General features: G+C 68.5%; 16 protein-coding genes. 12 read left to right on the top strand and 4 right to left on the bottom strand.

The window, feature by feature from the left end; all coding sequences use genetic code 11:
- Nucleotides 1-61: 61 nt before the first annotated feature.
- Nucleotides 62-973: an SDR family oxidoreductase gene (locus tag FDA94_RS12895; protein ID WP_137247304.1), complete on the bottom strand. Its 912-nt coding sequence runs from the start codon at nucleotides 971-973 to the stop codon at nucleotides 62-64.
- A 138-nt stretch (nucleotides 974-1,111) separates the two neighbouring features.
- Here FDA94_RS12895 and FDA94_RS12890 point away from each other — a divergent pair, with 138 nt between their 5' ends.
- The gene (locus FDA94_RS12890; RefSeq protein ID WP_137247303.1) at nucleotides 1,112-2,161 is read left to right on the top strand and encodes an NAD(P)H-dependent amine dehydrogenase family protein; all 1,050 of its coding nucleotides are present in this window, start codon (nucleotides 1,112-1,114) and stop codon (nucleotides 2,159-2,161) included.
- Here the strand turns inward: FDA94_RS12890 and FDA94_RS12885 are convergent.
- Nucleotides 2,158-2,649, bottom strand: a complete 492-nt coding sequence (locus FDA94_RS12885) for an NADPH-dependent FMN reductase (protein WP_137247302.1) — start codon at nucleotides 2,647-2,649, stop codon at nucleotides 2,158-2,160. The two genes, FDA94_RS12890 and FDA94_RS12885, sit on opposite strands and share 4 nt — an antisense overlap.
- 104 nt (nucleotides 2,650-2,753) lie before the next feature.
- On the bottom strand, nucleotides 2,754-3,785 hold the full coding sequence (locus tag FDA94_RS12880; protein ID WP_246059821.1) for an MBL fold metallo-hydrolase: 1,032 nt from the start codon (nucleotides 3,783-3,785) through the stop codon (nucleotides 2,754-2,756).
- Nucleotides 3,786-3,969: 184 nt separating this feature from the next.
- Between FDA94_RS12880 and FDA94_RS12875 the strand changes: the two genes are divergently transcribed.
- The 6 genes from FDA94_RS12875 (at nucleotide 3,970) to FDA94_RS12855 (ending at nucleotide 12,965) form a co-directional block, all read left to right on the top strand.
- Entirely contained in the window at nucleotides 3,970-6,507 is a 2,538-nt protein-coding gene (locus FDA94_RS12875; protein ID WP_246059818.1) for a glycoside hydrolase family 9 protein, read from the top strand.
- 56 nt (nucleotides 6,508-6,563) lie between these two features.
- The gene (locus FDA94_RS12870; RefSeq protein ID WP_062342200.1) at nucleotides 6,564-7,205 is read left to right on the top strand and encodes a B3/B4 domain-containing protein; all 642 of its coding nucleotides are present in this window, start codon (nucleotides 6,564-6,566) and stop codon (nucleotides 7,203-7,205) included.
- A gap of 219 nt (nucleotides 7,206-7,424) precedes the next feature.
- Complete coding sequence (locus FDA94_RS12865; RefSeq protein ID WP_137247393.1) at nucleotides 7,425-11,096, top strand: multifunctional oxoglutarate decarboxylase/oxoglutarate dehydrogenase thiamine pyrophosphate-binding subunit/dihydrolipoyllysine-residue succinyltransferase subunit; 3,672 nt, start codon at nucleotides 7,425-7,427, stop codon at nucleotides 11,094-11,096.
- Between the two features lie 68 nt (nucleotides 11,097-11,164).
- On the top strand, nucleotides 11,165-11,341 hold the full coding sequence (locus FDA94_RS39095) for a DUF6104 family protein (protein ID WP_170990908.1): 177 nt from the start codon (nucleotides 11,165-11,167) through the stop codon (nucleotides 11,339-11,341).
- A 71-nt stretch (nucleotides 11,342-11,412) separates the two neighbouring features.
- Nucleotides 11,413-12,210, top strand: a complete 798-nt coding sequence (locus FDA94_RS12860; protein WP_137247300.1) for a DUF4097 family beta strand repeat-containing protein — start codon at nucleotides 11,413-11,415, stop codon at nucleotides 12,208-12,210.
- Nucleotides 12,207-12,965: a PadR family transcriptional regulator gene (locus tag FDA94_RS12855; RefSeq protein ID WP_137247299.1), complete on the top strand. Its 759-nt coding sequence runs from the start codon at nucleotides 12,207-12,209 to the stop codon at nucleotides 12,963-12,965. The genes FDA94_RS12860 and FDA94_RS12855 overlap by 4 nt, the downstream gene beginning before the upstream one ends.
- Nucleotides 12,966-13,154: 189 nt before the next feature.
- On the opposite strand, the gene FDA94_RS12850 is transcribed toward FDA94_RS12855, so the two are convergent.
- On the bottom strand, nucleotides 13,155-14,117 hold the full coding sequence (locus FDA94_RS12850; protein WP_137247298.1) for a zinc-binding dehydrogenase: 963 nt from the start codon (nucleotides 14,115-14,117) through the stop codon (nucleotides 13,155-13,157).
- A 263-nt stretch (nucleotides 14,118-14,380) separates the two neighbouring features.
- Here FDA94_RS12850 and FDA94_RS12845 point away from each other — a divergent pair, with 263 nt between their 5' ends.
- From FDA94_RS12845 to FDA94_RS12825, 5 genes are all read left to right on the top strand, one after another.
- Entirely contained in the window at nucleotides 14,381-15,490 is a 1,110-nt protein-coding gene (locus tag FDA94_RS12845; RefSeq protein WP_137247297.1) for a trypsin-like serine peptidase, read from the top strand.
- A 282-nt stretch (nucleotides 15,491-15,772) separates the two neighbouring features.
- Nucleotides 15,773-16,882: a trypsin-like serine peptidase gene (locus FDA94_RS12840; protein WP_137247296.1), complete on the top strand. Its 1,110-nt coding sequence runs from the start codon at nucleotides 15,773-15,775 to the stop codon at nucleotides 16,880-16,882.
- Between the two features lie 90 nt (nucleotides 16,883-16,972).
- A complete protein-coding gene (locus FDA94_RS12835) occupies nucleotides 16,973-18,166 on the top strand; it encodes a trypsin-like serine peptidase (protein ID WP_137247295.1) in 1,194 nt (397 codons plus the stop codon).
- Between the two features lie 252 nt (nucleotides 18,167-18,418).
- The gene (locus tag FDA94_RS12830; RefSeq protein ID WP_137247294.1) at nucleotides 18,419-19,618 is read left to right on the top strand and encodes a trypsin-like serine peptidase; all 1,200 of its coding nucleotides are present in this window, start codon (nucleotides 18,419-18,421) and stop codon (nucleotides 19,616-19,618) included.
- Between the two features lie 378 nt (nucleotides 19,619-19,996).
- Nucleotides 19,997-21,172, top strand: a complete 1,176-nt coding sequence (locus FDA94_RS12825) for a trypsin-like serine peptidase (protein ID WP_137247293.1) — start codon at nucleotides 19,997-19,999, stop codon at nucleotides 21,170-21,172.
- The last annotated feature ends 200 nt before the right edge of the window (nucleotides 21,173-21,372 follow it).

Raw genomic sequence — 21,372 nt, 5'->3', positions numbered from 1 at the left:
CCCCTCAGAAACACCGCAGGGCCCGGCGTGTTCCCCCCCACGCCGGGCCCTTCCGGGTCTTCTAGGGCTTCAGCATCGCCTGCAGCGAGGCGGTGGCCTGCTTGCCGATCTCGGTCGGCTGCAGGTAGGGCTGCTCGGCCACGATGGCCTCCCAGTTCGCCGCGATCCCCTCGACGGTGAGCCCGCCGTCGGCGTGCCAGCCCGGCCCTTCGGCCACGAACACGCGGGCCACCCGCCCGGCGCCCACCGAGAACACCTCGCCGCTCGTGGCGCAGCTCTCGTGGACCAGGTAGGCCACCAGCGGGCTGATGGTCTCGGGCCCGAACTTGGCCTCGAACTCGGCCGGCAGGAGCGACTCGGTCATCCGCGTCCAGGCGATGGGGGCGATGGCGTTGGCGGTGATCCCCGACCGGGCACCCTCGATCGCGGTCGACTTGGTCAGCCCGACCAGCCCCATCTTGGCCGTGGAGTAGTTGGCCTGCCCGAAGTTGCCGAACAGCCCGGCGGGCGAGGAGGTGTTGACGATCCGGCCGTACCCGCGCTCCTTCATGTGCGGATAGGCGGCCCGGGTCACCAGGAAGGACCCGCGCACGTGCACCGCGAGCACCGCGTCGAAGTCCTCGACGGTGATCTTCCCGAGGGACCGGTCGCGCAGGATCCCGGCGTTGTTGACCACGATGTCGAGCTGCCCGAAGGTCTCGACGGCCTGCCGGACGATCGCCTCGGCCCCCTCGGGCGTGGCCACGTTGTCGCCGTTGGCGACGGCCTCGCCGCCGTTCTTGACGATCAGCTCCGCCACCTCGGCGGCCGGTCCGGCGGAGGCCCCCGTGCCGTCGAGCGCCCCGCCCAGGTCGTTGACGACGACCTTGGCCCCGCGCTCGGCGAGCAGCAGCGCGTGCGACCGGCCGAGACCGTGCCCGGCGCCGGTGACGACGGCCACCTGGCCGTCGTACCTGAGGAGATCATCCGGCATTCTCGCCCACACCCTTCCAAGGAGAACAAAATTCTGGACTAGCGCACCATACCAAACGGGACGTAGCGGACAGTGATCGGACGAGTGAGTTTCTGATATGGTTTCGCCGCCGTCGCACCCTGGCTGGAGGCCGTGTCAATGCGCACTCTCCGCGTGGTTCAGTGGGCCACCGGCGCCGTGGGGGGATACGCGCTTCGCGGTGTTGTCGAGCGTCCCGAGTTCGAGCTCGCCGGAGTCCTGGTCTACGACCCCGACAAGATCGGCATCGACGCCGGTCCGCTCGTCGGCCTCCCCGAAACGGGGGTCATCTGCACCGACGACGTCGACGCCATCATGGCGCTCGACGCCGACTGCGTGCTGCACATGCCGCTGCCGGCGACCTTCTTCGGCGGCGACCACAGCCACGACGTCGACACGATCTGCAGGCTGCTCGCGTCGGGCAAGAACGTCATCACCACGACCGGCTTCGTCTACCCGATGGCCTACGGCACGAGCGTCGTCGACCGCATCGAGAAGGCCTGCCAGGAGGGCGGCACCACGCTCCACGGCACCGGCATCAACCCCGGGTTCGTGAGCGACGTGCTCCCCCTCACGCTGACGGGCCTGTCGTCGCGGCTCGACCACATCTACGTGCGCGAGACCTCCGACTACCGCGGCCACCCGTCTCACCACATCGTCACCGACCTGATCGGCTTCGCCCGGACCGCCAAAGACTACGTCACGGCGGTGCGCCCGTTCCGGGCTTTCCAGCGGGCCCTGTTCACCGAGAGCGTGCAGCTCGTGTCCGCGGCGCTCGGCGTCGAACTCGACGAGATCGAGGAGATGGACGAGTTCGAGCTGGCCGCCGAAGACTTCGAGATCGCCTCGGGCATGGTGCGCCAGGGCACGGTGGCGGCCTCGCGCTGGGTCTTCTCCGGCCTCGTACGCGGGCGGCCCTTCATGACCGTCGAGTGCGTCTACAAGGCCGACGCCGACAAGGTGCCGCGCTGGGCCGACCCCGGCTTCTCGATCCACATCGAGGGGCGGCCGACCATCGTGGTGAACCTCAACGAGGTCAACCACGGGCTGGCGGGGGCCGCCGCCCACGCGGTCAACACGATCCGCGCGGTGGTGCTGGCCGACCCCGGCATCCGCACCATCCTCGACCTGCCGATGGTGACGGGCCGGGGCACGGCCCGGCTGGCCTAGGCCCCGGCGGGAAGCTGCCCCTCCAGCTGCGCGGCCCACGGCTTGAGCACCGCGTCGAGATCGGCGATCTGGCTCTCCAGCACCGCCAGCCCCGGCGTGGGTACGATCGCGCCCAGCTCCACCAGCAGCGGCCGGAAGTGGACCTCCACCGCCAGGGCGTGCTGCGCGCCGCCCATCACCAGGATCGGCAGCGCGTGCTTCCCGGCCAGCGCCCGGGGCGGCAGGCGGTCGAGGAAGGCCTTGAGGAGCCCCGTGTAGGTCCCTTTGTACGTCGGGCTCGCCACCACCAGCACATCGGCGTCCTTGACGAGGTCGAGCGCCACCTCCACGGCCGAGACCGGCTGGGGCGCGAACAGGTGGGGGGCCAGACCGGCGAGGTCGACCACGTCACCGGCCGAGCCGAGGGCCGCCTCGGCGGCGCGGACGGCGACGGTCAACGTGCGCGATCCGCTGCGGGGGTTGCCGACCAGGGTCACGATGCTGCCCATCAGACGTCCTCCTCGTATTCTTCGGCCTCGTCGTCGGGGAGGTCGTACCAGAAGACGTCGCCGGGATACTCCAGGCTCATGGCCTCGAATGTAGCACTTATTTCCTACTTGTAATATAGGTTTCTTTCCTCGCGTAGCCGGCCTTTCGCCTCCAGATAGATCAGGTGGGCGAGCGTCTCGTTGTTGGCCGCCCGCAGCTGGAACCCCTGGATCGACTCCCAGGGCCGCGACCAGGTCAGCCGGGTCGCGATCTGCCAGCACGTCAGGCCCGGCTCCCCGGACACCACCCGCTCGATCTCGGCCAGCCGGTCGTGGTGGTGGGAGATCACATACTCGACGCGGCCGAGCAGGTCGGGGAAGCGGTACTCGTGGGCGGGCAGGACCTCCTCGACGTCCAGGCGGCCCACCGCGCGCAGGGCGTCGAGGTAGTCGGCGAGCGGATCGGGCGCCGACTGCGGATGGAAGGCCACCATCGGGGTGATCTTGGCGAGCACGTGGTCGCCCGAGAAGAGCAGCCCCTCGCCGGCGAAGCACAGATGGCCCGGCGAGTGGCCGGGCGTCCAGATCGCGGTCAGGTCCCAGCCGGGCAGGTCGAGCCGCGTGCCGTCCTCGATGAGCCGGTCGGGGGCGCCGGCCGAGACCAGCCGGCGGATCGCCATCGACGAGCCCGCCAGCTCGCGGGCCTTCTCCTCCGGGATGCCGCTGCGGAGCAGCAGCCGGAGTTCGCGCTCCGACAGGTCCTCGGGGTCGTCGTAGCGGCCGCGCAGCAGCCGGGCGTCGGCGGGGTGCAGGCCGATCCAGGCGCCCGAGTCCTCCCTGACCCGGCCGGCCAGGCCGTAGTGGTCGGGGTGCATGTGGGTGACCAGGACCGCCCGGACGTCGGTGACGTCGTAGCCGGCCGTCTTCAGCCCGGCCGTGAGGGCCGCGTACGCCTCCTCGGTGTCCCACCCCGCGTCGATCAGCGCCACGCCGCCGGGCAGTTCGAGGGCGTAGACGAGCACGTAGCGCAGCGGCGTATTGGGCAGCGGCACGGGGATCGACCAGAGGCCGGGGCGGACGCGTTCGACCTCGGGGAGGCGACCGGCCAGCCAGGCGGCGTGCTGGGCGGGACTGGCCGGTTCGGTTGGTCTTCTCACGGGGTCGATTGTGTCCGACGTACCGAACAAAATTCTAGTGGCTGAAAGTTTCATCGGACAATCCGGACGCGCGGCAGGTCGCCCACCTGCGCCGACCTGCGATTCTTGACCCTCGGTGAAACCCATTGGAAACATCAGGTGCACCTGAGCCATGGGAGCGCTCCCATACCTGACGAGGTGCATTTTGACGCGACCCTCCCGCCTCACCGCCGTGTTCGCCGCGGCGGCCCTGCTCCTGTTACCGGTCACCGCCGCGTACGCCGACGAGGGCCCCGAGCAGATCCCCAACGGGACGTTCGAGACCTCCACCGCGCCCTGGTGGAACACCGGCAACGTCACCGTCGAACTGGAGGACGGCCGCCTGTGCGCCGACATCCCCGGCTCGACGACCAACCCGTGGGACGCGATCATCGGCCTCGACGGCATCCCGCTGGTCGCCGGTGAGACCTACGCCTACCGCTTCTACGCCTCGGCCACGCCCTCGCGGGTGGGCCGGGCGCTGATCCAGCTCCCGGTCGACCCCTGGACGACGTTCTTCGCGGCCAACCCCGAGCTGAGCGTGTCGGGCAACTCCTACGAGTTCACCTTCACCCCGCCCACCAGCCTGCCGAACGCCCAGATCGCCTTCCAGCTCGGCGGCAGCGCGACCCCGTGGCGCTTCTGCCTCGACGACGTGTCGCTGCGCGGCGGCGCCGAGCCCGAGGTCTACGAGCCCGACACCGGCCCCCGGGTGCGCGTCAACCAGGTGGCCTACCTGCCCAACGGCCCCAAGAACGCGACCGTCGTCACCGACGCGACCGAGGCCGTGGCCTGGCAGCTCAAGAACGACGGCGGCACGGTCGTGGCGGACGGCTCGACGACCCCGCGCGGCGTCGACTCCAGCTCCGGCCAGAACGTCCACAGCATCGACTTCGGCGCGTACACGACCGCCGGCGAGGGCTACACCCTCACCGCCGACGGCGAGACCAGCCGGCCGTTCGACATCTCGGCGAGCGCCTACGCCCAGCTCAAGCTGGACGCGCTGAAGTTCTACTACACCCAGCGCAGCGGCATCGCGATCGACGACGCGCTGCGCCCCGGCTACGGCCGCCCGGCGGGGCACGTCGGCGTCGCGCCCAACCAGGGCGACACGAACGTCCCGTGTCAGCCCGGCGTGTGCGACTACTCCCTCGACGTCTCGGGCGGCTGGTACGACGCCGGCGACCACGGCAAGTACGTCGTCAACGGCGGCATCTCCGCCTGGCAGCTGATGAGCGAGTTCGAGCGCACCAAGAACGCCGCCACCGCCAAGACCATCGGCTCGCTGGCGATCCCGGAGAGCGGCGACGCCGTTCCCGACATCCTGGACGAGGCCCGCTGGGAGCAGGAGTTCCTGCTCAAGATGCAGCGCCCCGACGGCATGGCCCACCACAAGATCCACGACGCCGCGTGGACCGGCCTGCCGCTGATGCCGCACCTCGACCCGCAGCCCCGTGAGCTCCACCCGGTCTCCACGGCCGCCACGCTGAACCTGGCCGCCACGGCCGCCCAGGCCGCCCGCCTGTTCGCGCCCTACGACGCGGCGTTCGCGGCCGAGAACCTGGCCGCCGCCCGCAAGGCCTGGACGGCCGCCAAGGCCAACCCGGCGATCTACGCCTCCGCCGGCGACGGCGTGGGCGGCGGCGCCTACAACGACGACAACGTGACCGACGAGTTCTACTGGGCCGCCGCCGAGCTCTACATCACCACCGGCGAGGCGGTCTTCCGGGACGCCGTGCTGAACTCGCCGCTGCACACCTCGGACGTGTGGCGCGAGCGCGGCTTCGACTGGGCCTCCACGGCGCAGCTCGGCCGGCTCGACCTGGCCACGGTGCCCAACAACCTGCCCGGCCGGGCGGCGGTCCGCGCCTCGGTGCTGGAAGGCGCCGACAAGTACCTCGCCACGCTCGACGCGCATCCGTACGGCCTGCCGTACAACCCGCCCGACTTCGACTGGGGCTCCAACAACCTCGTCCTGAACAACATGGTCGTGATGGCGGCGGCGTACGACATCTCCGGCCAGAAGAAGTACCTCGACGGAGTCCTGGAGGGCATCGACTACATCCTCGGCCGCAACGCCCTGAACATCTCCTACGTGACGGGCTACGGCGAGGTCAACTCCGAGAACCAGCACTCCCGCTGGTACGCCAACCAGCTCAACCCCGACCTGCCCAACCCGCCCCGGGGCACCCTGGCGGGCGGCCCGAACTCGGCCATCCAGGACCCGATCGCGCAGACCAACCTGCAGGGCTGCAAGCCCCAGTTCTGCTACATCGACCACATCGAGTCGTGGGCGACCAACGAGCTGACGATCAACTGGAACGCCCCGCTGTCGTGGATCTCGGCCTTCATCGCCGACCAGGGCGACGGCTCGGTGACGGCCCCCGGCTCGTGTGACGTGACCTACCAGATCCACGGGACGTGGCAGACCGGGTTCTCGACCCAGGTGACGATCAAGAACACCGGGACCGCCGCGATCGACGGCTGGAACCTGAAGTGGTCGTTCCTGGGCGGGCAGAAGCTCGACCACGGCTGGAACGCCGACTACTCGCAGTCGGGCGCGACCCTGACCGCGAAGAACCTGTCCCACAACAAGAAGATCCACCCCGGCTCGTCGATCACCTTCGGCTTCAACGGCGTCGGCGCCCCGGGCGCCAACCCGGTGCCGGACCTGTTCCTCCTGAACGGCAAGGCCTGCGCCTAAGCCGACCCCGGGCCCGTGGCTCATCCGGGGGAGCCACGGGCCCCTACTCTTCTCCTGTGCTGAACGACATCCACGTCGACGAGGCGGTCCGCGCGCTGCGGCCCGACTTCGCCGTGCTCCTGGTCGAGGCCGTCGGCTTCGTCAACGGCCCCTCCGACGACCGGTCGCGCAAGTGGCTGGCCGAGGCGTCGGCGCAGGCCGCGCCGCTCGACCACGAGAAGATCGAGGCCTGGCGCGAGGCCTACCGCGCCTTCGGCGCCAAGCCCCAGCGCACCCGCCCGTCGGTCGACGCGCTGATCCGCCGCATGCCGCTGCCCGAGATCAACCTGGTCGTCGACGCCTACAACTCCATCTCCGTACGCCACACGCTCCCCATCGGCGGCGAAGACCTGCGCCGCTACGAGGGCCCCGCGCGGCTGGTCCGGGCCACCGGCGACGAGAAGGCCGACGAGGTGCTGGGCGACCCCGCCCCGGGCGAGGTCGTGTGGCGCGACGACGCGGGAGTGACGTGCCGCCGCTGGAACTGGCGTCAGGGCGTCCGCACCCGGATCACCGAAGACACGGTCGACGCGATTTTCATTTTGGAGCGCCTGGCCCCGATGACCATGGAGGAACTGGCCACCGCCGGCGCCGAACTGGTCACATTGCTGCAGGTGATCAGCCCCGAGGTCCGAACTTCAACACGCACAATCGGCTAGAATTACGACCAATATGACGAAAAGGGGACCTCGCCCTGACCAGCCGGTGAGGGTGCCTCTACCATCCTGGGGGGCTACCCGTGCGTGACCAGTTCGGACAGTCCTGGGAGCATAAGCGGGAGCCACGCGCCGGACGGCTCTCGTCACCTGGCTGGACGAGTAGCCTTGGACAGGTTCCTTTACATCAACGCCGATCTGCGGAAGAGGGCGATTTCCGCCGTGTCGTCTGAGTCGTCGCGGACAAACCCGCTGGCAAGCTTCGGACAGAACGAATGGCTTGTCGACGAGCTGTACCAAAAGTACCTTCAGGACCCCGAGTCGGTTGACAAGGCCTGGTGGCACTTCTTCGCGGATTACAACGGGCAGGGCAAGGTCGCCCCGCCGGGCGACGCGACGCAGGCCGCCGCTCCCGCTCCCGCCGCACCCACCGCTCCCCCGCAGCCGAAGGCGGAGCCGAAGAAGGCCGCTCCTGCCAAGGCTCCCGAGAAGCCGGCCGCCGCCAAGACCGAGGCGCCGAAACCGCCCGTCGGCGCGGTCGAGGAGAAGCTGCGCGGCGCCGCCGCCCGCACCGCCCTCAACATGGAGGCGTCGCTGGCGATCCCGACCGCGACGAGCGTGCGGGCCGTGCCGGCCAAGCTGCTGATCGACAACCGGATCGTGATCAACAACCACCTGTCCCGTGGGCGCGGTGGCAAGATCTCCTTCACCCACCTCATCGGCTACGCCATCGTGCGGGCTCTCGAGGCCATGCCGGAGATGAACTACGCCTACGGCGAGATCGACGGCAAGCCGGCGATCGTCCGGCCCGAGCACGTCGGGCTGGGGCTGGCGATCGACGTCCAGAAGAGCGACGGAACGCGCCAATTGCTGGTGCCGTCGATCAAGGCCGCCGAGACGCTCGACTTCCAGCACTTCTGGATGGCCTACGAAGACATCGTCCGCAAGGCCCGCTCGGGCAAGCTCGGCGTCGACGACTTCCAGGGCACCTCGATCTCGCTGACCAACCCCGGCACCATCGGCACGGTCCACTCGGTGCCGCGCCTGATGCCCGGCCAGGGCACGATCATCGGCGTCGGCGCGATGGAATACCCGGCCGAATACCAGGGCGCCTCGGGCGAGACGCTCTCGCGGCTGGCCATCAGCAAGGTCATGACGCTCACCAGCACCTACGACCACCGCATCATCCAGGGTGCGCAGTCGGGTGACTTCCTGCGGCGCATCCACCAGCTGCTGCTGGGCGCCGACGACTTCTACGACGACATCTTCGAGTCGCTGCGGATCCCGTACGAGCCGGTCCGCTGGACCGCCGACGTGTCGGCCTCCCACGACGACGACGTCGCCAAGTCGGCCCGCGTCATCGAGCTGATCCACGCCTACCGCGTGCGCGGTCACCTGATGGCCGACACCGACCCGCTGGAATACCGCCAGCGCAAGCACCCCGACCTCGACATCACCAAGCACGGCCTCACCCTGTGGGACCTGGAGCGCGAGTTCCCGACCGGTGGTTTCGGCGGCCGGGCGCTGATGACGCTGCGCGAGGTCCTGGGCGTGCTGCGCGACTCCTACTGCCGCACCGTCGGCATCGAGTACATGCACATCCAGAACCCCGAGGAGCGGGCCTGGATCCAGGCGCGGGTCGAGAAGCCCCACGCCAAGCCCGACCGCGACGAGCAGCTCCACGTGCTGGCGCGGCTCAACACCGCCGAGGCGTTCGAGACCTTCCTGCAGACGAAGTACGTCGGCCAGAAGCGGTTCTCGCTCGAAGGCGGCGAATCGCTGATCCCGCTGCTCGACTCGGTGATCGCGTCGGCGGCCGACGAGTCGCTCGACGAGGTCGTCATCGGCATGGCCCACCGCGGCCGTCTCAACGTGCTGGCCAACATCGTCGGCAAGTCCTACGCCCAGGTGTTCGGCGAGTTCGAGGGCAACCTCGACCCGCGCAGCGCCCACGGCTCGGGCGACGTGAAATACCACCTGGGCGCCAACGGCGACTTCGTGTCGCCGTCGGGCAAGCGGATCAAGGCGTCGGTCGTCGCCAACCCGTCCCACCTCGAGGCGGTCGACCCCGTCCTCGAAGGCGTCGTGCGCGCCAAGCAGGACCTGCTGGAGATGGGCCCCGAGGGCTTCACCGTCCTGCCGGTGCTGATCCACGGCGACGCGGCCTTCGCGGGCCAGGGCGTGGTGGCCGAGACGCTGCACCTGTCGCAGCTGCGCGGCTACCGCACCGGCGGCACCGTCCACATCGTGGTCAACAACCAGGTCGGCTTCACCACCAGCCCGGAGGCCTCGCGTTCGTCGGTGTACGCCACCGACGTCGCGCGCATGATCCAGGCGCCGATCTTCCACGTGAACGGCGACGACCCCGAGGCGGTCGTCCGGGTCGGCAAGCTGGCCTACGAATACCGCCAGGCGTTCCGCAAGGACGTCGTGATCGACATGATCTGCTACCGGCGCCGCGGCCACAACGAGGCCGACAACCCGAGCTTCACCCAGCCGCTCATGTACGACCTGATCGACGCCAAGCGCTCCACCCGCAAGCTCTACACCGAGGCCCTGATCGGCCGCGGCGACATCACGGTCGAAGAGGCCGAGCAGGCGCTGCGCGACTACCAGGAGCAGCTGGAGCGGGCCTTCACCGAGACCCGCGAGGCCGCCAAGAAGCCGCTCGAAGAGGGCGCGGTCGTCAAGCCGCCCACCGACGAGCTCATCGAGTGGAGCCACGACGACACCAAGACGGCCATCTCCGAGGAGACCGTCAAGCGGGTCATCGACACGCAGCTCACGCTGCCCGAGGGCTTCACCGTCCACCCGAGGCTCAACCCGGTGCTCCAGCGGCGCGGCGCGATGATCGAGGAGGACGCGATCGACTGGGCGACCGGCGAGACGCTGGCGTTCGGTTCGCTCCTGCTCGACGGCCACCCCGTCCGCCTGGCGGGGCAGGACTCGCGGCGCGGCACCTTCGGTCAGCGCCACGCGGTGCTGGTCGACCGGGTCACCGGCGAAGACCACACCCCGCTGAAGACGTTCAACGAGGGCGTCACGAAGTTCTACGTCTACGACTCGCTGCTGAGCGAGTTCGCGGCGCTGGGCTTCGAATACGGCTACAGCGTGGTCCGGCCCGAGGCTCTGGTCATGTGGGAGGCGCAGTTCGGCGACTTCGTCAACGGCGCCCAGTCGATCATCGACGAGTTCATCTCGTCCGGTGAGCAGAAGTGGGGCCAGCGGTCGTCGGTCGTGCTGCTGCTGCCGCACGGCTACGAGGGTCAGGGTCCCGACCACTCCTCGGCCCGCATCGAGCGCTTCCTGCAGGTCTGCGCGCTCGACAACATGACCGTGGCCCAGCCGACGACCCCGGCGAACTACTTCCACCTGCTGCGCTGGCAGGCGCTGGCCGACCGGCGCAAGCCGCTGGTCGTGTTCACGCCCAAGTCGCTGCTGCGCCACAAGGCGGCGGCGTCGGCGGCGTCGGAGTTCACCTCCGGCACCTTCCAGCCGATCCTGGGTGACACCACGGTCGACCCGGCGGGCGTCCGGAAGGTCGTCCTGTGCTCCGGCAAGATCTACTACGATCTGGCCTCCGCACGCGACAAGGGCGGGCACACCGACACGGCGGTCGTCCGGATGGAGCGGCTCTTCCCGTTCCCCGAGCAGCCGCTGAAGGCCGAACTGGCCCGTTACGCCGACGACGTCGAGCTCATCTGGGCGCAGGACGAACCGGTCAACATGGGCCCGTGGCCCTACCTGGCGCTGAAGCTGACCGAGCGGCCCGAGGTCATCGACGGCCGTCGGCTGCGGCGGGTCTCGCGGGCGGCGAACTCCTCGCCGGCCGCCGGTTCCCACAGCACCCACGACAACGAACTCCACGCCATCGTCACCGAGATCTTCGGCTAGACACGTCACACCCAGCGGGAGGCCCTCCACTGCGGGGGGCCTCTCGCCGTTTCCGGGAGCGGATATCCATGTACTTCACCGACAGGGGCATCGAGGAACTCGTCGAACGCCGGGGCGAGGAGGAGGTGCAGATGGTCTGGCTGGCCGAGCGGCTCCGCGAGTTCGTCGACCTCAACCCCGAGTTCGAGACCCCGGTCGAACGCCTGGCGACCTGGCTGGCCCGGCTCGACGACGACGAGGACTGAACGCGATACATCTTGACTTTCCACGAACGCGACATATCGTGTTTGTAGGCATTCGTGGAAGGGGCGGCGTCATGCCGAGATGGACCATCGACCAACCCGACCAGCTCACGTTCGATCCGGTCGACCGGCTGAGCGTGCGCATCGTGGCGGGCCACCTCGCGGTGCTGGCCAGCGACGGCCCGCCCAGCCTGGAGATCAGCGAGATCGGCAGCGACCCCCTGGTCGTCGACCACGAAGACGGCCACCTCACGGTCAGCTACGGCGACCTGAGCTGGGAGGGCGTTCTCGGCTGGCTGCGGCCCGGCGGCGGGCGCCGCTGCGTGGCCACGCTGACCGTGCCGAAGACCTGCCGGGTCGAGGCGGGGGTGATCTCCGCCGGAGCGGTCGTCGCCGGCTTCGAGGGCCGCACCCGGGTGCGCAGCGTCTCGGGCGGCATCGTGCTCGACGGCGTCAGCGGCGACGTCCACGCCGAGACCGTCTCGGGGTCGGTGGAGAGCCGCGCCCTGGCCGGCGACCTGTCGTTCACCAGCGTCTCGGGTGAGCTGACCGTCGCCGACGGCACGCCCCGCCGCCTGCGCGGCAACACCGTGAACGGCGACATCACCGCCGACCTGACGCTCGGCCCGACCGGCCACGTGACCCTCAACACGGTCTCGGGCTCGATCTGGGTACGGCTCCCGCGCGCCACCGACAGCGACGTGACCTTCCGCTCGATGTCGGGCAGCCTGGAGTCCGCCTTCCCGGGTCTCACCTACAACGGCCACCCCGGCACCAAGACCCTCACGGGGCGCCTCGGCGGCGGCATGGCCACCCTCAGCGCGACCACCGTCTCGGGCGGCGTGACCCTGCTCAGTAAGGAAACAGAATGAGTCCCGTCTTCGGCCACGGCAGGCTCCGGCTCTACCTGCTCAAGCTGCTGGAGGAGAGCCCGCGCCACGGCTACGAGGTCATCCGCCTGCTGCAGGACCGCTTCCTCGGCGTCTATTCCCCCTCCCCCGGCACGATCTACCCGCGCCTGGCGCGGCTGGAGGAGGAGGGCCTGGTCACCCACGAGGTCGTCGACGGCAAGAAGGTCTTCACCCTCACCGACAAGGGCCGCGCCGAACTGAACGCCCGCCTCGACGAGCTCGCCGACCTGGAACGCGAGATCACCGCCTCGGTCCAGGACATCGCCCGCGAGGTCAAGGAGGACGTCCGCCAGACGGTGCGTTCCCTGCGCCACGAGCTGACCACGATGGCCCGCAACATCAACCACGAGACGACCGGCTCGGCGCGCGACACGCGCGAGGAGTGGAAGCGCCAGCGCGACCGGCAGAAGGCCGAATGGTCCCGCCAGAAGCAGCAGTGGAAGGCGGAGTCGGAACGCTGGAAGGTCGAGTGGCAGCGCATCTGGACCGACACCTGGGCCATGACGGGCTTCCCGACGCCCCCCAACGGCACCACCGACGACGAGCGGGCCACGGCCAACGACGCCGAGCTGGGCCAGTATCTGGCCGACTTCGTCGCCGACGTCCGCTCGGAGGCGGCCGACACCCGGCTCGGCGACGATGACCTGGCGGCCTGCAAGGCGGTCCTCGACGAGGCCGCGGCCCGCCTGAAGGCGATCCTCGACCCGGGCGACTGAGTCAGATGGGTGGAGCTCGCGTGTGCGTCGTGTGCGGTCTCTCGAGCCGTTCCTGGTCTCTTCTCTGCTTCCGTTACGGCTCCGCCCGGCCGGCCCCGCCCGCCGACGCCCGGCCTCCCCGTAACCGGCGCCGACCGGCCGCGCCCGGATCGCCCGGTCACGGGGACGCGGGGGCGTGCCCCAGTCGTCCTAGAGAGTGAAGACGATCTTTCCGAAGACGTCGCCCCCGGCCATGGCCGCCACGCCCTCGCGGGCCTCGGTCAGCGGGAGCACCCGGTCGACCAGCGGGCGCACGCCCGTCTGGGCCAGGAAGGTGGCGAGGCGGCCGAGCTGGTCGCGGGTGCCCATCGTCGAGCCGATGATCTGCTTCTGCAGGAAGAAGACCTGGGCCAGCTTGGTGGGGGCGACCATTCCGCTGGTCGCGCCGCAGATCACCACCTTCCCGCCGGGGCGCAGCGACGCGATCGAGTGGTCCCACGTCGCCTCCCCCACGCTCTCCATGACCGCGTCGACCCGCTCGGGCAGCCGCGCGCCCGTCTCGAAGGCCTGGTCGGCGCCCAGGTCGAGGGCCTTCTCGCGCTTGTCGCCGGAGCGGCTCGTCACCCACATCCGGTAGCCGGCCGCCCGACCCAGGGCGATCAGCGCGGTCGAGACGCCGCCGCCGGCGCCCTGCACGAGCACGGTCGAGCCGGGCTCCAGGCCCGCCTTCTCGAAGAGCATCCGGTAGGCCGTCAGCCACGCCGTCGGCAGGCACGCCGCGTGCTCGAAGCTCAACGCCGCCGGTTTGGGCACCAGGTTCCGCCGGGGCACCACGACCTTCTCGGCGAAGGTGCCCTGGTGGAGCTCCGACAGCAGGGTCCGCCGGGGGTCGAGGGTCTCGTCGCCGTTGACCGGCTCGCCGATGACGGCGTGCACGATGACCTCGTTGCCCGCCTCGTCGACGCCGGCCGCGTCGCAGCCGAGCGTCATCGGCAGCCGGTCGGGGCTGATGCCGATCCCGCGGAGGGTGAACAGGTCGTGGTGATTGAGCGCGGTGGCGCGGACGGTCACCGTCGTCCAGCCGTCGGGGACGGCGGGCTCGGGCCGCTCGCCCACGGTCAGACCCTTCAGCGGGTCGTTCGGATCGGTCTGCGAGGCCGTGACTGCGATCATGGCAGAACATTACTCTATCTCTGTTACCAGAGTGACAAAAGGGACCGAGACCGGCCGCGAATAATGCGTAAACCGAATCGGCAAACCAGGGATCACCTGCGGAAACGCAATTCATAACAGCAGTGCATGAATAACGTTAAGGCCAATTGACCCCGCCCTCTCGTTATATCTGCGGCGTTACCCGTGATCGCGTCATTAACGTTCGGAGCTGTTTCCACGTATTTGGGACGCACCCTCAATTCGTCCCAAGGGAAAGGACTTCGATGATCTCCCGAGCACGACGTCTCTCCATCCCCCTCGCCGGCGCGCTGGTCGCGTTCGGCGCGGTGGGCACCGCCTCGTCGGCCACGGCCACGGCCCCCAGTGACGTGACCCAGAAGGCGGCCCCCACCACGGCCGCCGCGGCGGCGCAGTTCTGGACCCCCGACCGGCTCCGCGCCGCGAAGGACCGTACCGAGGAACTGGGCAACGCGGTCAAGGGCTCGGGCCGTCCGAGCACCCCCCAGCCCGACGGCAAGGCCGGTGTGGTCCCGCCGATCGGCGGCGAGAAGGCGGGCACCCCCGCCAGCAAGCAGGTCAACCTGCCCAACACGGTCGGCCGGGTGTTCTTCACCCTGCCCGGCAAGAACCCGCTCGACCCGAGGAGCTGGAAGTACTGCTCCGGCACCTCGATCCAGGGCAAGTTCCGCAACGTCGTGGCCACCGCCGGGCACTGTGTGTACGACCCGGCGAGCAACCGCTTCTACGACAACTGGGTGTTCATCCCGTCGTACTGGGACGGCACGCAGGCGTGGAACGGCAAGGCGCCCTACGGCATCTACCCGGCCACCTGGTACCAGGCGCACGACGACTTCGTGGTCAAGGAGGACTACGACTACGACTACGCGTTCGTCAACGTCGCCTCCGGTTACAAGGCCAGCTGGGAGAAGGTCGACGGCAAGTACAAGCTCGTGAAGACCGCCGTCGGCCGCCTCGGCGACAACGTCGGCGGCCAGGGCTTCACCTGGAACCGCAGCACCAAGACCAACGTCTTCTCGTTCGGCTACCCCGCCGGCCCGCACCCGGACGGCGACCGTCCGTTCAGCGGCAAGACGATGAAGTGGTGCTACGGCCAGACCTCGGCCATGCCGGCCGCGCCGAAGTACAACGTCCAGGAGCACGTCGGCATCAAGTGCGGCATGACCGCCGGCGCCAGCGGCGGCCCGCTGCTCTGGAACTACAAGAGCAAGACCCGCTCCGGTTACCTCTACGGCGTCAACAGCATCGCCTGGGACAGCGACGGCAACGACCGGTACGACCGGCTCTCGTCGCCGTACTTCAACGGCGAGACCTACGACGTCTACAAGGTCGCGGCGAACCGCTGGACCGCGTAAGCGAGACGCGGACGGCCGAAGGGCGGCCGTGGCTCGCGCCCTGAATCCGCCCGAAAGACACGGCCATGGAACCACGCGCCCGGGAGACGTTCCTCGTCTCCCGGGCGCTTCCTTTTACGCGGGCCGTAGCTTCGGCGCGATCTACTCGGACGGACCAGAGGGCCGTTCGGTTCCCTCGAATTCATAACGAGACGGCCAAGAACCTGTGCCTGATCACTGGTGATCTGGAAAAATCACCCCTTACGATCGATACCTCCGTCACGAGAACCCCGAGAGGCCCCCATGACCAGGCGGATCACCCTTGCAGCGAGCGGCGCCGCCGCCGCGCTGGGTGCCGCCGCGCTCCTCTCGATCTGGGCGCCGACCTCCATGCCCGCCATCGCGGCCCCGCCCACGGCGCCCCTGATGGAGGTCTCCGCCAAGATGGCCGCCCCGCCGGCGGAGAAGCATCTCGGCAAGGGCGTGATGGCCTACCCCCTCGCGGCGGCCGGCGGCGACATGCAGAAGGTCTCCTCCTACTGGACGCCCGCGCGGCTCAAGGAGGCCAGCACCTATGTCCCGGCCTCCAAGCCGTCCACCGCGGCGCGGCAGGCCCCCTCGATGGCGGAACTCTCCGGCGAGAGCGCGACGACGGCGACCGGCGCCGCCGCGCCCTCGCAGCAGCCGATGGTCGGCAAGGTCTTCTTCAAGCTGGGCGACAAGGAGTACTGGTGCTCCGGTTCGGTCGTCCACTCCAAGAACCGCAACCTGGTCGCCACGGCCGGCCACTGCGGCTGGTCGCTGGGCCAGAACAAGCCCGTGGAGAACTGGGTCTTCATCCCGTCCTACGCGGGCGGCTCCACCGACGCCGGCATCTACGTCGGCCACACGCTCTACCTTCACGAGGACTTCTCGGGCGCGGGCGACTACGACCGTGACTACGCGTTCGTGACCGTCTACCAGGGCTTCACCTGGAAGGGCGACCAGCGGGTGCAGGGCGGCCGACTCGAAGACAAGGTCGGCGCCTTCCAGTTCTCCTCGACCAAGGGCCGCGCGCGCCCGGTGTCGGTGTTCGGCTACCCGGCCGGCGCCCATCCCGACGGCACCCGCCCCTTCGACGGCCAGAGCGTCCGGTCCTGTTCCGGCACGACCAGGGCCACCGCCGCGACGGCCCCCACCTACCTGCTGGAGAACGGCGTCCTGCTCAACCCGTGCCCCTTCACAGCGGGCGCGAGCGGCGGCCCGTGGGTGCTCGGCTGGGATCCGGTGAAGAAGACCGGGTTCCTCAACGGCGTGACCAGCCTGACGTGGAACATCAACGCCGACGGCAAGCTCGACGCTGCGTCCTCCCCCTATTTCAACGCGGTGACCGCCCGGGTCTACCAGCAGGCCGCCAAGCAGGCGACCAGCTAGTAAGCGCTCTGCAACCGGCGATAAAGCGGAGATAAAGCGCAGGAACCTACCTTCATCACAGCACACCCTCTGTAATGAAGGAGCACCACCATGCGATCCCGAGCGAAGCACCTCGCGCTCCTCGGCGCCACCGCCGGCCTTCTCGGCGCGGCCCTGGCCGTCCCGTCCGCGGCCAGCGCCGCGCCCGACGAGGCGTCCGACCCGCTGGCCGGCAGCGGCATCGCCGCCTGGAACGTCGTCGCCTTCTGGTACGGCCAGGCGAAGGCCAACCTGAACGCCGCCACCCCCTACGACGTCGAGACCAAGGTCGTCGCCAAGCACCTGTCGAAGGGCGGCCCCTCGGCCGACGGCAAGCCCGGCCTGGTCGCGCCGATCGGCGGCGCGGGCTCCACCACGTCCAAGAACGTCAACCTGCCCCGCACCACCGGCAAGGTCTTCTTCCTGGACGCCGACAAGAACCCCCGCTGGTGCACCGCCACCTCGCTCCAGTCGAAGTACAAGAACCTGGTCGCCACCGCCGGGCACTGCGTCTACGACACCGAGTCGAACGCCGCCACGATGAAGTATTGGGTGTTCGTCCCGGCCTACTACCAGGGCAAGACCCCCTACGGCATCTACGTCGGCAAGCAGGCCTTCACCCACTACGACTTCGACGTCTACGAGGACTTCGACCGGAACTACGCCTTCGTCACCGTCTACAACGGCCTGAAGGCCCCGCACGACGGCGGCCCGCTCGACGGCGACTGGAAGAAGGTCTCCAAGAGCGAGTGGGACAAGTACCGCTCCTACGGCAGCTACCCGTGGATCGTCTCCAAGTACACGAAGAAGATCGGCTCGAAGTACTACATCTGGAAGTTCGTCGACGCCGGCCGGCTGGGTGACAACGTGGGCGGCCAGGGCTTCGCGTACAACCAGAAGAAGAACGTGAAGGACTACGTCTTCGGCTACCCGAGCGGGTCACACCCCGACGGCAACCACGCCTACACGGGCCAGACCCAGAAGTGGTGCTACGGGACCACGTTCCCGGCCTCGGCGTCGGCCATCAAGGCGGAGGAGCTGCTCGGCGTCAAGTGCAGCTTCACCGGCGAAGGCTCGTCGGGCTCGGCCTGGATGTACAAGTACAGCAACACCAGCCGCAAGGGTTACCTGAACGGCGTCACCGCCGCGGTCTCCGACACCGACGGCAACGACCGCATCGACGTCAGCCTCTCGCCCTACTTCGACGGCGAGACCTACGGCATCTACAAGCACGCGGCGAACCTGTGGTCGGGTTCGATCGCCTAACACGAAGGCCCGGCCGTCCTCGGCCGGGCCTTTTTCATGCCAAGAGGAATTAGACGTACATAGCCGGATTTCGGTGCCATGGAAAAATGTGATTCGGGTCACATCTGAACCAAGATCCGACTGCCGCCAGTCAAGTTCCCACCTGCGGCAATAGGTGCACAACGGCCCCAAAGGCGCGGTGAAGTCGCTTTGGACACGCGGAACATCCCGCATATCGTCCTGACGGTCCCTTTACCAACGCATGGAGAAGCCTTGAAGCGCACCCTCGCCCTCTCCGGTGTGGCAGCCGGCCTGCTGGCCTCCGCCCTCGTCACCCAGCCCGCCTCGGCGGCCGGCGACGTGGCGAGCGACTCCCTGGCCAAGACGTCGCTCGCGGCCAAGAACGTGGTCGCCTACTGGTTCGCCAACAAGTACGCGAACCTGGTCGGCTCGACCCCCTACAACGCCGAGACGACCATCAAGGTCAACAAGCACGTCTCCACCGGCGGCCCTGCGGCCGACGGGAAGGCTGGAACGGTCCCCGCCATCGGCGACGAGGCCAAGTCCGGCGGCTCCTCGAAGAACGTCAACCTCCCCCGCACCACCGGCAAGGTGTTCTTCCGCGGCGGCGACGGCAAGCCCCACTGGTGCACCGCCACCTCGCTGCAGTCGAAGTACAAGAACCTGGTCGCCACCGCCGGCAGCTGCGTCTACGACACGGTGACCAATAAGGCCACCCTCGACTACTGGGTCTTCGTGCCGGGCTACTACCAGGGCAAGACCCCCTGGGGCATCTACGTCGGCAAGACCGCCTACACCCACTACGACTTCGACGTCTACGAGGACGGCGACCGCAACTACGCGTTCGTGACCGTCTACAACGGCCTCAAGGCGCCGGCGTCGGGCCTGCCCGCCAAGGGCAGCGAGTTCGCCAAGTGGATGCGGACCGAGAACACCAAGGAAGTCTCCAAGGCCGAGTGGGAGACCTACAGCAAGGCCATCCGCTCGCCCGGCCCGATCAAGGGCAAGTACTACGTGATCCGGTTCACCGACGCCGGTCGCCTCGGTGACAACGTCGGCGGCCAGGGCCTGGCCTACAACCAGAAGGTCGGCCAGAACGTCTACGTGTTCGGCTACCCGAGCGGCTCGCACCCGGACGGCAACCACGCCTACACCGGCCACACGCTCAAGTGGAGCTACGGCAAGACGTTCAAGGCCAAGGCGTCGGCCGTGAAGGCCGAAGAGCTGATCGGCGTGAAGTCGTCGTTCACCGGCCAGGGCTCGCTGGGCTCGGCGTGGCTCTCGCAGTACAAGAGCTCCCGCCGCCTCGGCTACCTGAACGGTCTCACGAGCGGCGTCTCCGACACCGACGGCAACAAGCGCATCGACACGAGCGTCTCGGCCTACTTCGACGGCGAGACCTACGGCGTCTACAAGGCGGCCGCCAACCTCTGGAGCGGCTCGATCGCCTAGTCAAGGTCGATCAGTCAAGTAAGAACCTGTGCAGGCCCGGCCGATAAGGCCGGGCCTTTGCCGTTCGCGACGGGTTCCATTGATCTCGTGTGATTTGCATCACATTCCCATGATCTTCTCAGGAAGGTGTGGTTCCCTTCGCCACCCGCCCGTCACACGCATCGGGCAGCAGAGCTGCGCTTCCGCTCCTCGGTTCTCATTGACATGTCTGTCAACAGAAAGTGACTTGGATCACGGAGAAGCATCCGTCACTCAGGGCTACAACCGAACCTCGGAATGCTCTTCAGCCACAGAAGATCGCCGCTGTAAGGTCCAGCCATCCCTTTCCTGACGCATGGGACGCAGCTGCGGCCCACGTACAGACCAAGGAGTTCCCCCATGAAGCGCACTCTCGCCCTCGGTGGCGTGGCGGCGGGCCTGCTGGCCACCGCTCTCGTCACCCAGCCGGCCGCCGCCGCCGGCGACGTCGTCAGCTCCCCGCTGGCCAACACGGGCATCGCGGCGAAGAACATCGCGGGCTTCTGGTGGGCCGAGAACATGGCCCAGCTGAAGGGCGCGACCCCCTACGACGTGGAGACCCAGGTCGTCGGGAAGCACGTCTCGACCGGTGGCCCGACCGCCGACACCAAGCCGGGGATCGTTCCCGCCATCGGTGACGAGAAGAAGGTCACCAGCGTCTCGAAGAACGTCAACCTGCCCAAGACCACGGGCAAGGTGTTCTTCCGCGGCGCTGACGGCAAGTCGCACTGGTGCACCGCCACCTCCGTCCAGGCCGCGTACAAGAACCTCGTCGCGACCGCCGGTCACTGCGTCTACGACGTCGTGGGCAACAAGGCGACCCTGGACAAGTGGGTCTTCATCCCGGGTTACTACCAGGGCAAGACCCCGTGGGGCATCTACGTCGGCAAGCAGGCCTTCACCCACTACGACTTCGACGTGTACGAGGACGGCGACCGCAACTACGCGTTCGTCACCGTGTACAACGGCCTGAAGCTGCCCCACGGCGGCCTCAAGGACGTCACGCCGGAGAACATCGGCAGCTGGGTCCAGGTGTCGCCGGAGCTCGCCCACCAGTACGAGAACTGGCTGAAGAAGTTCAAGGACGGCAAGTGGTACGTCTGGAAGTTCTTCGACGCCGGTCGCCTCGGCGACAACGTCGGTGGCCAGGGCCTCGCGTACAACCAGAAGATCGGCCAGAGCGTCTACGTCTTCGGCTACCCGAGCGGCAAGCACCCGGACGGCAACCACGCCTACACCGGCCACACCCTCAAGTGGAGCTACGGCAAGACGTTCGCGGCCAAGGCTTCGGACATCAAGGCCGAGGAGATCATCGGCGTCAAGTCCTCCTTCACCGGTGAGGGCTCGCTGGGCTCCGCGTGGCTGTCGCAGTACAAGAGCGCCCGTCGTCTGGGCTACCTGAACGGTGTGACGATCGGCGTCTCCGACACCGACAAGAACAACCGTTACGACACCTCGGTTTCCCCGTACTTCGACGGTGAGACCTTCGGCGTCTACAAGGCTGCTGCGAACCTGTGGAGCGGCTCGATCGCCTAAGCGGTCCAGCTCGACGAAAGACCCGATCGTTACGATCGGGTCTTTTGTCGTTTTTGCACGTTCCAGCAAAGGTTGGGTTAACTCGCCGATCGGTTCCATTGATCACGAGTGATTTACATCACATTCCCAGGAACTTCACAGAACCTTGTGGTTTTCTTCCGCCCCCACAGAGGGCGGATCAAGGGCATCCGAACTGCGCT

Origin of the sequence: Herbidospora galbida, assembly GCF_005233835.1 — a bacterium.
In the GTDB taxonomy this organism is placed as follows: domain Bacteria; phylum Actinomycetota; class Actinomycetes; order Streptosporangiales; family Streptosporangiaceae; genus Herbidospora; species Herbidospora galbida.
This window is presented reverse-complemented; position numbering and strand designations above follow the sequence as displayed.

What these genes read in the sequence shown, in the direction of transcription:
- FDA94_RS12885 (WP_137247302.1), bottom strand. Translation starts at nt 2,649, where the DNA reads ATGGGCAGCATCGTGACCCTGGTCGGCAACCCCCGCAGCGGATCGCGC.
- FDA94_RS12855 (WP_137247299.1), top strand. Translation starts at nt 12,207, where the DNA reads ATGAGTCCCGTCTTCGGCCACGGCAGGCTCCGGCTCTACCTGCTCAAG.
- FDA94_RS12845 (WP_137247297.1), top strand. Translation starts at nt 14,381, where the DNA reads ATGATCTCCCGAGCACGACGTCTCTCCATCCCCCTCGCCGGCGCGCTG.
- FDA94_RS39095 (WP_170990908.1), top strand. Translation starts at nt 11,165, where the DNA reads ATGTACTTCACCGACAGGGGCATCGAGGAACTCGTCGAACGCCGGGGC.
- FDA94_RS12890 (WP_137247303.1), top strand. Translation starts at nt 1,112, where the DNA reads ATGCGCACTCTCCGCGTGGTTCAGTGGGCCACCGGCGCCGTGGGGGGA.
- FDA94_RS12850 (WP_137247298.1), bottom strand. Translation starts at nt 14,117, where the DNA reads ATGATCGCAGTCACGGCCTCGCAGACCGATCCGAACGACCCGCTGAAG.
- FDA94_RS12835 (WP_137247295.1), top strand. Translation starts at nt 16,973, where the DNA reads ATGCGATCCCGAGCGAAGCACCTCGCGCTCCTCGGCGCCACCGCCGGC.
- FDA94_RS12860 (WP_137247300.1), top strand. Translation starts at nt 11,413, where the DNA reads ATGCCGAGATGGACCATCGACCAACCCGACCAGCTCACGTTCGATCCG.
- FDA94_RS12840 (WP_137247296.1), top strand. Translation starts at nt 15,773, where the DNA reads ATGACCAGGCGGATCACCCTTGCAGCGAGCGGCGCCGCCGCCGCGCTG.
- FDA94_RS12895 (WP_137247304.1), bottom strand. Translation starts at nt 973, where the DNA reads ATGCCGGATGATCTCCTCAGGTACGACGGCCAGGTGGCCGTCGTCACC.
- FDA94_RS12825 (WP_137247293.1), top strand. Translation starts at nt 19,997, where the DNA reads ATGAAGCGCACTCTCGCCCTCGGTGGCGTGGCGGCGGGCCTGCTGGCC.